The organism is Yersinia proxima, from assembly GCF_902170785.1.
GTDB lineage: Bacteria > Pseudomonadota > Gammaproteobacteria > Enterobacterales > Enterobacteriaceae > Yersinia > Yersinia proxima.
Genome location: NZ_CABHYG010000004.1, coordinates 307,942 through 321,322, shown reverse-complemented (window position 1 = coordinate 321,322; position 13,381 = coordinate 307,942). Strand labels below are relative to the sequence as shown.

Genomic DNA, 13,381 nt, shown 5'->3' with positions numbered 1-13,381 from the left:
ACAAATATACAGTATTTTTTAATGTTAAACAACCGCATTTCATGCTAAATTTACCCACCTCACACCATTGCATCGTTTCAGGTACTAGTATGTTTACCTATCAAGAAATATCATCGCTGAACGAACTGGAATTGATCGTCTATAACTACATCATAAAAAATACTGATAAAGTGATGTACATGACCATCAGGGAGTTGGCAGATGCCGCGGGTGTTTCTACCACCACCGTTTTGCGTTTTTGTAAAAAAATGAATTGTGATGGTTATTCTGAATTCCGTGTTCGTTTTAAACTCTATTTAGAACACGATGAAAAACCACCGGTTAGTTTTGGTATTAGCGAAATAATTAGCTATTTTAAGAGTATTAATAATAGTGAGTTTGACGAACTTCTTGATAGTGCTGCCGCGCAAATAGCGGCTACACGTAGAATTATTTTTGTTGGAATAGGAACATCAGGTGCATTAGGAAAATACAGTGCGCGTTTCTTTTCTAATGTAGGGAAATACAGTACCTATATTGATGACCCTTATTATCCAATCAATAGTGATATGTATCAGGATGCGATAGCTATTATCCTCTCTGTTTCTGGTGAAACGGAAGAAATCATCCGTATCGCCAATCAGTTTAGCCTGCAGCATTGCAAGATTATTAGCTTGACCAATAGTGATAATTCGACCTTGGCTAAGATGGCTGATTTAAATATCTCTTATCACATGCCGCCTATTGTATTAGAGGGGCAATATAATATTACTACCCAGATCCCCGTTTTATATATTATTGAAACCATCGGAAAAAAACTCCCGCAATTAGTTAATAAAAACACCCAATAAAACAGGGTGTTTTTTACATGTTACATATTCCAATTCATGGTTTTTGTTATATCGTGACTTCATCTTTCTTTTTGCTAAACTCCAGTCTCAATCGAAAAAATATTAATAATAATCCGATAACACTCTGTTTATCTTATACTCAGCATTCGTGACAGGAGATTAATAATGGCAATTGATTACGCATTAACCGCCCAAGAAATTATTAAGTATATTGGCGGTGATAATAATGTGATTACCGTCACACATTGTGCAACACGTTTACGTTTTATATTGAAAGATAATAAAGCTGTCGATAAAGAAAAATTAAATCGAGTTAAAGGGGTTATTACTGTTATTGAAGCGGGTGGGCAAATGCAAGTGGTTATCGGTAACCACGTCGGTGATGCCTATAAGCATGTCACGAACCTGATTAATATCGATGAAAGTGCACCGGTGGCAGCACCTAAAGTCGGCATTGTTAGCCGGTTGATGGATATCATCTCCAGTATTTTTGCACCTTTCCTTTATCCACTGGCTGCCTGCGGTATTTTACAAGGGATTATTTCTTTCCTGGCAGCGATTGGCTGGATGGATGCCGCCAGCGGTACTTATCGAATTTTAAATTTTGTCTCCTGGACCGGGTTTACCTTCTTGCCGGTGATGGTGGCCTTTACTGCGGCCAAAAAATTCAACGTTAACCCTTTTACTGCCGTAATTACTGCTTGTGCGCTGATCAGCCCTGATTATATGAACATGCTGACGGCTAATAAAATTGTCACGGTGAATTCAGCAGATCCTGCCGTTCAGCAATTGATGCATGAAGCGCTGAATAATCCGCAGGTTGCCCACATTTTGAATACTATTGCCGGAATTCCGTTATCATCACCCACCTTGGATTTCTTCGGTATTCCCGTGCAATACCTGAGCTATACCGCCTCGGTTATCCCGATCATTTTAATGGTTTGGGCCATGTCTTACGTGCAGCGCTTCTTTGAAAAAGTACTGCCAATGGTGGTGCGTAACCTGTTTACCCCGATGTTCTGTATTGCCATTATGGTGCCCTTAACCTTGCTGGTATTTGGCCCGGTGGGTAACTTGATCGGTGGGGCAATTGGTGGCGTTTACAACACACTTTATAATCTCAGCCCAGCGATAGCAGGGTTTATGGTTGGTGCATTCTGGCAGCCACTGGTCACATTGGGTGTTCATTGGGGCATCACTCCGGTCACTGTAGGAAACTATGCGACATTGGGTTATGACACCTTTACCGGCTTGCAAGCCTCCGCAGTCTTTGCCATGGCTGGAACCATGTTTGGTGTTTACTTAAAAACGCGTAACCGTGAAATGAAAGGAATTTCTCTATCAGCGGGGATTACCGCTTTGTTCGGTATTACCGAGCCTGCTATTTACGGCGTAGCATTACGATTGAAAAAACCTTTCTTATGTAGTTGTGCCGCAGGGGGGATTGGTGGAGCTATCGCGGGGTCTTTTAATGCGGTTTCATGGAGCTATTGCCTACCGGGGATTGCGGTGTTGCCGGTCTTCTTTAAAGAAGGGCATATGGCACAGTTCTTGGGATTCCTGCTGTCTATTACCGTCGCTTTCGTCTTGGGGGCGGTTTTCACCTGGTTGGTTGGGTTTAGCGATGAACCAGAGAATGTGGAACAACCAGACAGTGCTAAAGCATCTGAAGCACCTATTGCTCAGGCACAAATGAATCAAGGCTAGAATATTTAATGTTAGGGCGGGTTAATTATCCGCCATTGATTTTCATTTTCAGGGTGAACAATTGCCCACCACAGTATTAAGGGAGAGAGTTATGAGCCACAAACAATTACCGAAAGATTTTTTATGGGGCGGCGCAGTTGCGGCACATCAGGTTGAAGGCGGCTGGGATAAAGGCGGCAAAGGTGTAAGTATTGCCGATGTATTGTCCGGCGGCGCTCACGGTGTTGACCGAGTTATGACTGATGGCGTGCAAGAGGGTTATCGCTATCCAAACCATGAAGCAGTTGATTTTTATGGTCATTATAAAGAAGACATCGCGCTGTTTGCCGAAATGGGCTTCAAATGCTTCCGTACTTCCATTGCCTGGACGCGTATTTTCCCCAAGGGTGATGAGCTGCAACCGAATGAAGCGGGTCTGCAATTTTACGATGATATGTTTGATGAGTTGCTGAAATACGGCATCGAACCGGTTATTACGCTATCTCATTTTGAAATGCCGTGGCACTTGGTTAAAGAATACGGTGGCTGGAAGAATCGGAAAGTGGTCGACTTTTTCGTGAAATTCAGTGAAGTGGTCATGGAGCGCTACAAAAGCAAAGTCAAATATTGGATGACATTCAACGAGATCAATAACCAACGTAACTGGAAATATCCACTATTTGGTTACTGCTGCTCTGGTGTGGTGTTCACTGAGCAAGAAAATCCTGAAGAAACGATGTATCAGGTTCTGCATCATCAATTTGTCGCCAGTGCCAAAGTCGTCAAATTAGGCCATGCCATTAATCCTGAATTCAAGATAGGATGTATGGTTGCAATGGTGCCGCTCTATCCATTCTCCTGTCATCCAGATGACATGATGTATTCGGTGGAGGCTATGCGTGAGCGTTATCTATTTGGTGACGTCCATATGCGTGGTTACTACCCATCATATATTCTGAATGAATGGGAGCGCCGCGGTTTCACTATCAATATGGAAGAGGGCGACCTTGACACTCTGCGTGAGGGCTGCGCCGATTACATGGGCTTAAGCTATTACATGAGTAATGCGGTTTCTGCGGTTAATCCCGGCAGCGGCAACTCCCTTTCTGGCTTTGAGGGCAGTGTACCGAATCCACATGTTAAAGCATCCGATTGGGGATGGCAGATTGATCCCGTCGGCTTGCGTTATTCACTGAGCGTATTGTATGAGCGTTACCAGAAGCCGTTATTTATTGTTGAAAATGGTTTTGGTGCCATCGATAAAGTGGCTGATGACGGCATGGTTCATGATGATTACCGCATTGCGTATCTTAAAGCCCATATCGAACAGATGAAAAAAGCAGTGTTTGAAGATGGCGTAGACCTGATGGGCTACACCCCGTGGGGCTGTATCGATTGTGTATCGTTCACAACCGGTGAATACAGCAAACGTTATGGTTTTATCTACGTGGATAAAAACGATGACGGCACCGGCACCATGGCGCGTTCACGTAAACAAAGTTTTGACTGGTATAAAAAAGTGATTGCCAGCAATGGTGAAGAGCTTTAACTCCCCGATAAACCAGCAACAGGGAAGGGCCGTTTAACACCGGCCTTTCTCACCATCATTTTCTCCTTTATATCCTTCCAACGCAGTTGGTTACATTTTTTCTTAATGAAAAAACAGTTTAAATTTAAGCTATTACATTAATTTTATCGTTTTGTAGGAAGTCACTGACATATCCTAAAAACAAGCTGAGTTACTCTTTTACTCCGGCGGCTATTGCCATGCTTTGTATGGTTGTTCGTCAGGTGTAATTTAGTTTTTGCTTAATAGGGATAAGAAATGAAAGGAAAATTATTGTTCGCTGCAATGATGGTAGCCAGTTTTTCTGCCAGTGCTGCGGAACATGCTCACTGGGGATATGAGGGGCAGGAAGATCCGGCACATTGGGGGAAACTCTCCCCTGATTTCTCACTTTGTGAAACCGGTAAAAATCAGTCTCCGGTCAATATTCATGGTGCATTGAAAACCCATCATGGCCAATTGGAATTAAATTTCCAGCCAGGCAAACAACAAATCGTTAATAATGGTCATACGATTCAGATTAATACTAGTGCTGGCAATACATTAAAATTGGATGGCGATACGTTTACGTTGCAACAATTCCATTTTCACGCCCCCAGTGAAAATGAGATAGATGGCAAACAGTTCCCATTGGAGGCTCACTTTGTTTATAAAGATAATAAGGGTGAGCTGGTAGTATTGGCGCTGATGTTCCAACAGGGGAAAACTAATTCACAACTGGTGCCGGTCTGGCGGCAAATGCCGACGGCGATTGATCAGCTTGCAATATTAAGCAGCCCAGTGGACATCAATGCGTTGCTACCAAAGCAGTTCAACTTCTACCGTTTTAGTGGTTCACTGACCACGCCACCTTGTTCTGAAGGTGTCACCTGGTTAGTGCTTGATCAGCCTGTTAATGTTTCTGCTGAACAAATACATCAATTCCAGTCTGTTGTTCATCATAACAATAATCGGCCAATACAGCCGCTCAATGGCCGCGTTATAGTTGATTAACATTTAGGTATCAATAAAAAAGACAATGTTATACTACGATTTCTCATAACATTGTCGTTCATTTTATCATTTAATAAAGAACCGTTATCTGAATAAATTTTTTGTTTAATCTTTTAATTAAGTATTTTTTAAAATGGATACTTATATTGAGGCTGGAATAGCCTCAATGATCGATACATAGCTTCCGGTATCGATAATACGATTCAGTTTCAAGTTTGCGCTGGCCAGTAGTATTTTAAGTTCTTCCTCAGTGCGTGCTTGTCCTCCATCAAAACTACCTAATAACAAAAGGTCGATCTCTTTACCACCTTGCCTGGTATCTTCTCTGGATATAACAGGTTCAAAGATAAGCACTTTGGAATTAGGCCGCATTGCATTACGACAACTGCGCAGTATCTGGCTTGCTTGTTCTTCCGGCCAATCCATTGTGATGTATTTTAATAAATAAATGTCAGCTGTTGGGCAGCTTTCAAAGAAATTACCCGTCTGGGTTTCCCAGCGCTTATCATTACCCAACTCACCAAGGCGATTCTTTGCCAAGACTGCAGGGCGATCGAACAAAATGCCATGTAATGTGGGATTATTTTGCAACACTTTCAACAGTAATCCACCGAAACCACCAGCAATATCAACCACAGTGGCATTTTCGGGAAAATCATAACTGCGAACCAAGAAATTATTTTCTACTGAGGACATAGATGACATTCCGGTGTGAAAATCACCTTCTGATTCGGGAATATTATCTCGTGACCAGTATTCATAAAAAGACATGCCGAATGCCTGTTTAAAGGCCGATTTACCTTGTAAATTTTCGACAAGATTACCGAGTGGGAGCCAGAATGTTTTATCCGTCAGCATTAATACTGCCGCACGCAGTGAGTCATGATGGTCTGAGCGAAGATACTGTGCCGCTGGAGTTAGTGAAAATCGACCATCTGCTGATTCTGCAAAGATATTTCGCGATGCTAGCATGCGTAATACCCGATTTAATTGACGTGAGTCTGCCTCCACTGCCTGCCCTAGTTCCTCCGCAGTTTTTGCTTCTTTTGTTAGATGATCTGCCACCCCTAAAATTGTTGCAGCGCGCAATGAGGCTTGAAAAGTAAATCCCATTGCCTGCTCCAATAAATCTAACGCCGCAGTATCATCTTCATTTTTCAGTTGATTATTATTGCCCATGGTAATAATACCCTCTGGTAATCGATGCGATTATATATAATTGCAATAAATACAAATGCAATTATATTTATTAGGATAATGAATATATCCATCAAGAATGTAGTTCACCAAATTGATTTATTGCAAATGGTATACTGTGCTAATTAAGCATCCTGATAGGGGTTTGATGGGCAATACAATGAAAAATCTGGTTTTTAATAATTAATAATATTTATATATTTTTTGTTTTATTTATAATGCATGTTAATGATTTCTGTCTGCTCGCGGATGAGTCACTTTTTTCCCCTTGGCTTTCCCTGACATAAATTTAAGACATAAAAAAACCAACCCTAATGGATTGGTTTTCTTTGGGATATTTGGTCGGCATGAAAGGATTTGAACCTTCGACCCCCGACACCCCATGACGGTGCGCTACCAAGCTGCGCTACATGCCGATACAGTGGCATTTATACTACATTTTACAGTGACTAATGCAAGACCATGCCGTTACGTTTGCTGGTTTTTTAATCGCACCATGCTCAGTTTTTAGAGCTAGTTCGCAATAAAACGTTTTATATCAGTCAGCACTTGTAACAGTAACGGAAGCTGTGGCTTTTCATCTTTGATTTCATTGCCTTGCTCATCATAGGTACGGTAATTGCCATTATTATCTAACACAATTATCTGTGTTGGTGTGGTAATCACCAGCGTACCATTATCACCCGTCGCCACCCAGTTGTTGTTACGGTACGCTGCGAACAAGTCTTCCCCTTGCGAATAATCTTCTGAGGCAGTTTTGACGTGCAATAACCGCTGCATCAGTGTCGTCATGATATCTTCATGGTTCGTTAGCTTATTCACTTTCTGCGCGGGAGTACCCGGCCAATGAACAATTAATGGCACTTGTAGCTGCTGACGATTAAAACTGCTGCCAGCACCCCAGTTATCATTGCCCGAGTCATTAAATTCGACACCATGTGCAGCAGTGATAATAACTACAGTCTTATCAAGCTGGCCACGTTGTTTCAGTGTATCCAGAATGGTTGCAATCTGCTGATCCACATCTTTAGCTCCCGCTTTATAGTGGCGGATAAAATCAGCAGGCGCAGCTACTTTATCACCGGTAACAGGATCTTGTGCTTCAACAGCGCCATTCAGGTTAATGTATGAGAACCACGGCGCATTGTTATTGAGTGTTGATAGCCATTGCTGCCATTGTGCGGTGGTTTCACTGTCCGTTTGCTCTGTTGGTGCAGGCAAGGTGAAATCGGATAGCAGAGCCTGGCGGTAGAGCGGCGAGGCAAATCCATCGGATGAAAACAACCCAAACTGATAACCTTGTGCACTTAGTGATGTGATAAATGCAGAGGGTTTACGCGCCGAAAGAATACCGTCGAGGTAGGTCGGGGAAATACCATAAAACAGGCCAAACAGACCCGTATCCTGGCGATTGCCCGAACTGTAATGCCGATCAAACTGAATATTAGCCTGACCGAACTCAGACAAGGCTGGCATATCTTTTTGCAGGCTGTTAGCACGGATGCCGTCAACCACAATTAATAGCAGATTATAACCACTGCCTTTGTCACTAAAAACGATGGGGCTGAGAGGATATTCCACCGTTAGGGCATCAGGATTACCTTGTTCTATCAAGCGCCGCTGATATTCTTCCTGATCAAGTAAGCCATGTTTTTCAAGGAATTTACGAGCGGTCATTGGGTATGAAAGCGGTAAATTTGCGCGCTGCATACTGATTGGCCGATAGAAATTAGCATCTGCCCAGATATAAATTAGATGCGAGGCAAAAAAAGCTGAAATAAACACGGCAACCAACGGCTTAACGAAGCGCTGCCGGTTGAGACTACGAAGTTTTTGCCATGCCCAGGTGCCGAAAAGCATCTCGACCAGAAAAATGACCGGCACGGCAATAAACATCAATTGCCAATCACGCGCCAGCTCAGTTTGATCCGGGTTAACCACTAACTCCCACACCACGGGGTTAAGATGTAAATGGAAACGGGTAAATACCTCGGTATCCACTAATAACAGAGTCAAACCCGCAGTAGCAAAGGCGGCGGAGAGGAAGCGGAGTAATCGTTGTGACATCACCACGAAGGTTAGCGGGAATATCACCAGTAGATAGGCGGCAAAAACGATAAAACTAAAGTGCCCCAGCCAACTGACAAGGGCATAGACACGGCCAATCAGCGATGAGGGCCAATCGGAAACAAACAAATAGCGGCTACCCAGCACCAGGCTGAACAGGATATTAAACAGGGCGAACCAGTGCCCCCAGCTGATCATCTGGGAGACTTTTTCACGATAGCGCTGACGATTTGTCACCATATTGAGATTGCAGTCTTGGCCGATAAATTAATGAGCTTTGTCTTCACGTACTGAAGCCTGGAGAGCTTCAGCGAAAGAACGAGCCAATACTTTGCGTTGCGCTGGAGCAATGCTGGTATTGATCAGATTTGTTACCATATTCCCCAAAACCATCAAAGAAAGATCGGTTGGGGTACGGTGTTTTTCCAGTACGCTGACCAATTCAGACAGCAATTGCTCAACGTGTTCGTCACTATAACGGGATGATTGTGGCATAAAAATTGAACTCAACACCTGACAAAGTCCCATATCTTACCGTATAGAGACGCGCTTTTCCGCTATTTTATAGCATTAAGAATCATTAGCCATTAATTGGGGGGCGGGATAGCTTTTGGGTTGCAGCCCTCAGGCATCAGTGATTGAATACGCCCCTAGCCAAAAGGAGTATTTATCATGAGTCTGGATATTGACCAGATAGCCTTACACCAGCTTGTCAAACGTGATGAACAAACGCTTGATGTGGTGTTGCGCGATTCGTTGTTACCTGCCAATGCTGTAGTTGAAGAAATGATGGCCGAGCTACATCGGGTTTACAGTGCTAAAAGCAAAGCCTATGGATTATTTAATGAACAAAGTGAGCTGGCTGATGCGCTGAAACGAAGCCGTAAGGGTGATGAAGACTTCCTCAGTTTTAGCCGCGCAGCGACTGGGCGTTTACGCGATGAGTTAGCCAAATACCCGTTTGCTGAAGGTGGCGTGGTGCTGTTTTGCCAATACCGCTATCTGGCAGTGGAATATTTGCTGATTTCAGTGCTGAGCAGTTGCAATAGCATGCGGGTGAATGAGCAGCTTGATCTGAGCACAACCCATTATCTTGATATCAATCGCGCTGATATTGTGGCTCGTATTGATTTAACTGAATGGGAAAACAACCCGGAATCCACCCGTTACCTGACCTTCCTGAAAGGGCGAGTAGGGCGCAAGGTCTCTGACTTCTTTATGGATTTCCTGGCCGCAAGTGAAGGCCTGGATACCAAAGCGCAGAACCGTGGTTTATTACAGGCAGTTGATGATTATTGCGCGGATGCCGAGCTGGGTAAAAATGAACGCCAGGCCTATCGCCAGCAGGTTTATAGCTACTGTAATGAGCAGTTACAGGCGGGTGAAGAAATTGCTTTGCAGGAACTGGCGCAAGAGTTGCCAAAGTTGGGCGAGAAAGATTTTCAGCAATTCTCCGTTGAACAGGGTTATGCATTGGAAGATAGCTTCCCGGCAGATCGCGGTACGTTGCGTCAATTGACCAAATTTGCCGGCAGTGGCGGCGGGTTGAGTATTAATTTTGATGCGTTGCTATTGGGCGAGCGTATCTTTTGGGATGCAGCAACAGATACGTTGACCATTAAAGGTACGCCACCGAATCTGCGTGATCAACTACAGCGCAATTCAGGCAAATGATGACAGTTTGAGTTGCCAATAAAAAACGCCGCATAAGCGGCGTTTTTTATTTCGGCGTCCCGAATATCAACAGCGGCGCGATTAAACGCGAACGAAGTCGATATGAGTCAGTTTTGGCTTGAAAGCGTGACGCTGAACAGCCTGTACTTTAACTTTGGTTTCTTTACCGTCAACAACCAGAGTCAGTACGGAATCATAAAAGCCCGGTTTCAATTCAAGGTTCTTGGTGGTGTCATGGTCAAGAGCAATAGCGATTGCTGCTTCTGAACCACCGTAAATGATTGCCGGAAATTTATTTGCTGCACGCAGGCGGCGGCTCGCACCCTTACCCTGGTCGTTACGTACTTCTACATTGATAGTGGTCATTTTGTTTTCTCTTAAAGAAAATTTACCCTGCTACAGGCGACCCAGCAACAGGTTCGATACTCGGCTTTGATTGGGTAAACCCAGAGCAAAGCGGGCGACATTCTAGCGAAGTATCGGGCAGACAGCAAACGAAACTGTGAAATTATCAGGCTAAATGCGGCTCAGGCGAGGGAGTCTGCTCGTCTAAAACGGCCCTGATAATCAAAAACCTTTTCCCGAATTTGCCACCATTGCCCACGACGGCGGGCGACAACAAAATCGGGATAACGCAACAGCGCTTGCTGAGCAATGATATCTGCGCCAGTTTGCCATTTAAGCGCAATGCCCGGAGCCCGTTGGTGCGGGCGAAGGAAAATTTGCTCGAATGCCATCCGTTGTGCGGGGGTGGTTAAGCGAAACCGCTCACTGGTATTCGTACCCTCTTCGTCGTAATAAGTAATTTTTAGCCACTCGCCTTTGGCATCTTGTCCGGCCTCCAGACTCATTCCGCCACAACGCAGTACCAGTGCATCCTTCAATTTCAGTGCGGCTTTAAGCATATCATCAGGATCGACCAACACCTCCTGACATTGATGACAGCGGCGGGCAGCAATATCATTTTCTGCGCCGCAATGCGGGCAAGATTTAAAGCGGAAGCGGTAATCACATTGTGCTCGTGCGCCTTGATCATCTTCAAACCAGCCCTGACAGCGGCGACCGAAGTGTTCGATAATGTCGCCCGACTCCGTGCATTTCCCCCAGAAGATGTTGGCAAAACCGCAGTCTGGGCAAAAGACCTGCACCGGTTGGCTGTCAGCGTGGGGTTTGCTGGTTCCCACTTCCGGGGTAAAAAGGTCGTGGGGGTTGCCAGCATAATCCAGAATCAGACAATCTTCTTTGCCCGGAGAGAGCCGCAGCCCGCGCCCGACAATTTGCTGATACAAACTGACCGACTCGGTCGGGCGAAGAATGGCAATCAGATCGACATGCGGGGCATCAAAACCGGTCGTCAACACCGCGACGTTCACCAAATAGCGTAATTGCTGCTGTTTAAACGCAGTAATTAGCGCATCCCGTTCGGCGGGGGGCGTTCCGGCACTCACCAGGGCAGCTTCACCTTTAGGTAAAAGCCCATAAACCTCTTTGGCATGTTCGACGGTAGCGGCGAAAATCATCACCCCCCGTCGATGGGCGGCATATTCCATTATCTGACTGACAATATGTGGGGTAATTCTTTGTTGCTGCTTAAGCTCGCGGTCTAAATCTGCTTCACGGAACATACCGTCGCTATTACTGGTTAACCGGCTGAAATCATATTGTACGACGGGCATATCCAGTCGTTCCGGTGGCACCAGAAAGCCGTGCTTGATCATATAACGCAGGGGTAATTCATAAATACAATCGCGGAACAGGGATTTTTCATCACCACGGGTGATACCGTGATAGTGGAATTGATAGATCCAGCCTTTGCCCAGGCGGTAGGGGGTGGCAGTCAGCCCCAGTAAGCGCAAACGTGGGTTGGTGGTGCGTAAATGCTGAATAATTTGCTGATATTGGCTGTCATCTTCATCGCTGATGCGATGGCATTCATCAATTATCAACAGTGAAAAGGCGCTATCAAATAGAGACAGGTTTCGCGCCACGGATTGTACGCTACCAAAAACCACTTTCCCTGCACTTTGACGTTGTTGCAGCCCGGCGGCAAAAATATCGGCCTCTAAACCATAAGCACAATATTTGGCATGATTCTGCGCCACCAGCTCTTTGACATGTGCCAGCACCAAAACGCGCCCGCGAGCCAGTTTTGCTAATTCAGCAATAACCAGACTCTTACCGGCTCCGGTAGGCAAGACAATCAACGCTGGCTCGGTATGGCGGCGAAAATGAGCGAGAGTCGCGTCTACCGCTTCTTGTTGATAAGGGCGTAACGTAAAAGCCATTACTGTGCCTGCCCGGTGATTTTTATCATCATTTTCAAATTGTTCAACTCATTCACCATTTGCAACACTTTCCTGCGATGTATAAGTGCCATTGATCTTCAAGACTTTCTATTATTATGCCCGTGTGTGGCCGCCGGTGCGAGGGGGGGGTATAGCACGGTCTAATAACGGCTTTTTGCGTAACTGTTCCTAGGATGATATGGCAACCGCCGCTATACTGTTTTATTAATTTCACACCGTATAATTAGCATTCTGTCATCGTTGGCAGGTGTGAGTGCGGGTATCGTGCCCCTCGGTGGCACGACTCTATGAATAGGCAAAGTAGATTCAATGCGATTGGACAAGTTTTTATCTCAGCAATTAGGAGTTAGCCGGGCGTTAGTTGCGCGCGAGTTGCGGGCAAAGCGCGTCACCATAGATGGCGAAGTGGTCAAAAGCGGTGCCATCAAACTAACACCAGAACAAGACGTGAGATTTGATGGTAACCCATTACAACAAACCGTTGGCCCACGTTACTTTATGCTGAACAAACCGCAGGGTTATGTGTGTTCAACAGAAGACCCGGATCATCCGACCGTGCTGTATTTCCTTGATGAACCTGTGGCATACAAACTTCATGCCGCCGGACGGCTGGATATTGATACCACTGGGCTGGTATTGATGACCGACGATGGTCAATGGTCACACCGCATTACTTCTCCACGCCATCATTGTGAAAAGACCTATTTGGTGACGTTGGAACAGCCAATTGCTGATGATACCGCGCAGCAGTTTACTGACGGCGTGCAGTTGCATAACGAAAAATCTCTGACCAAACCGGCTCAGCTTGAGGTTATCGAACCACAGTTGGTGCGGCTGACCATCAGTGAAGGGCGCTACCATCAGGTGAAACGCATGTTTGCGGCAGTGGGTAATCGTGTGCTGGAACTGCACCGTGAACGCATTGGCGATATCAAACTTGATGATGATTTGGCACCTGGTGAGTATCGCCCATTGACACCTGAAGAAATTGCCAGCGTCGGTGCTCCCCATCTGTAATTGGTGTCCTATTGCAGTGTGGAACCCTTGTTTTCACGCTGTTT

Annotated in this window: 11 protein-coding genes and 1 tRNA gene; 6 read left to right on the top strand and 6 right to left on the bottom strand. The window is 45.2% G+C overall.

The genetic code is table 11. The annotated features are described in order from the left end of the window. Positions 1 to 89 precede the first annotated feature (89 nt). The 4 genes from FTB31_RS03430 to FTB31_RS03415 all read left to right on the top strand — a co-directional run bounded on the left by FTB31_RS03430 (position 90) and on the right by FTB31_RS03415 (position 5,076). A complete protein-coding gene (locus FTB31_RS03430; RefSeq protein WP_050077949.1) occupies positions 90 to 830 on the top strand; it encodes a MurR/RpiR family transcriptional regulator in 741 nt (246 codons plus the stop codon). Positions 831 to 995: 165 nt separating this feature from the next. Beyond that, positions 996 to 2,537, top strand: coding sequence for a PTS transporter subunit EIIC (locus FTB31_RS03425; RefSeq protein ID WP_077173861.1), 1,542 nt, complete (start codon positions 996 to 998; stop codon positions 2,535 to 2,537). A gap of 91 nt (positions 2,538 to 2,628) precedes the next feature. Next, on the top strand, positions 2,629 to 4,065 hold the full coding sequence (locus FTB31_RS03420; protein ID WP_005171472.1) for a 6-phospho-beta-glucosidase: 1,437 nt from the start codon (positions 2,629 to 2,631) through the stop codon (positions 4,063 to 4,065). Between the two features lie 276 nt (positions 4,066 to 4,341). Beyond that, the gene (locus tag FTB31_RS03415) at positions 4,342 to 5,076 is read left to right on the top strand and encodes a carbonic anhydrase (RefSeq protein WP_050077946.1); all 735 of its coding nucleotides are present in this window, start codon (positions 4,342 to 4,344) and stop codon (positions 5,074 to 5,076) included. A gap of 141 nt (positions 5,077 to 5,217) precedes the next feature. On the opposite strand, the gene FTB31_RS03410 is transcribed toward FTB31_RS03415, so the two are convergent. From FTB31_RS03410 to FTB31_RS03395, 4 genes are all read right to left on the bottom strand, one after another. After that, positions 5,218 to 6,255: a methyltransferase gene (locus FTB31_RS03410; protein WP_050077944.1), complete on the bottom strand. Its 1,038-nt coding sequence runs from the start codon at positions 6,253 to 6,255 to the stop codon at positions 5,218 to 5,220. Between the two features lie 357 nt (positions 6,256 to 6,612). After that, positions 6,613 to 6,689 (bottom strand) — tRNA-Pro (locus FTB31_RS03405). A 97-nt stretch (positions 6,690 to 6,786) separates the two neighbouring features. Further along, positions 6,787 to 8,580 (bottom strand): LPS biosynthesis-modulating metalloenzyme YejM, encoded by a 1,794-nt coding sequence (yejM, locus tag FTB31_RS03400; RefSeq protein WP_077173863.1) that lies wholly within the window; start codon positions 8,578 to 8,580, stop codon positions 6,787 to 6,789. A 27-nt stretch (positions 8,581 to 8,607) separates the two neighbouring features. Beyond that, positions 8,608 to 8,835, bottom strand: a complete 228-nt coding sequence (locus FTB31_RS03395) for a YejL family protein (RefSeq protein ID WP_002208836.1) — start codon at positions 8,833 to 8,835, stop codon at positions 8,608 to 8,610. Between the two features lie 177 nt (positions 8,836 to 9,012). On the opposite strand from FTB31_RS03395, the gene yejK reads away from it, so the two are divergent. Further along, positions 9,013 to 10,014, top strand: a complete 1,002-nt coding sequence (yejK, locus tag FTB31_RS03390; RefSeq protein WP_050077888.1) for a nucleoid-associated protein YejK — start codon at positions 9,013 to 9,015, stop codon at positions 10,012 to 10,014. A gap of 81 nt (positions 10,015 to 10,095) precedes the next feature. Here the strand turns inward: yejK and rplY are convergent, their stop codons facing one another. Both rplY and FTB31_RS03380 read right to left on the bottom strand, forming a co-directional pair. Then, positions 10,096 to 10,380 (bottom strand): 50S ribosomal protein L25, encoded by a 285-nt coding sequence (gene rplY / locus FTB31_RS03385; RefSeq protein WP_025378869.1) that lies wholly within the window; start codon positions 10,378 to 10,380, stop codon positions 10,096 to 10,098. Positions 10,381 to 10,541: 161 nt separating this feature from the next. Continuing rightward, positions 10,542 to 12,299 (bottom strand): DEAD/DEAH box helicase, encoded by a 1,758-nt coding sequence (locus tag FTB31_RS03380; protein ID WP_227731098.1) that lies wholly within the window; start codon positions 12,297 to 12,299, stop codon positions 10,542 to 10,544. Positions 12,300 to 12,629: 330 nt separating this feature from the next. Between FTB31_RS03380 and rsuA the strand changes: the two genes are divergently transcribed. Further along, positions 12,630 to 13,337, top strand: coding sequence for a 16S rRNA pseudouridine(516) synthase RsuA (rsuA, locus tag FTB31_RS03375; protein ID WP_013650136.1), 708 nt, complete (start codon positions 12,630 to 12,632; stop codon positions 13,335 to 13,337). The last annotated feature ends 44 nt before the right edge of the window (positions 13,338 to 13,381 follow it).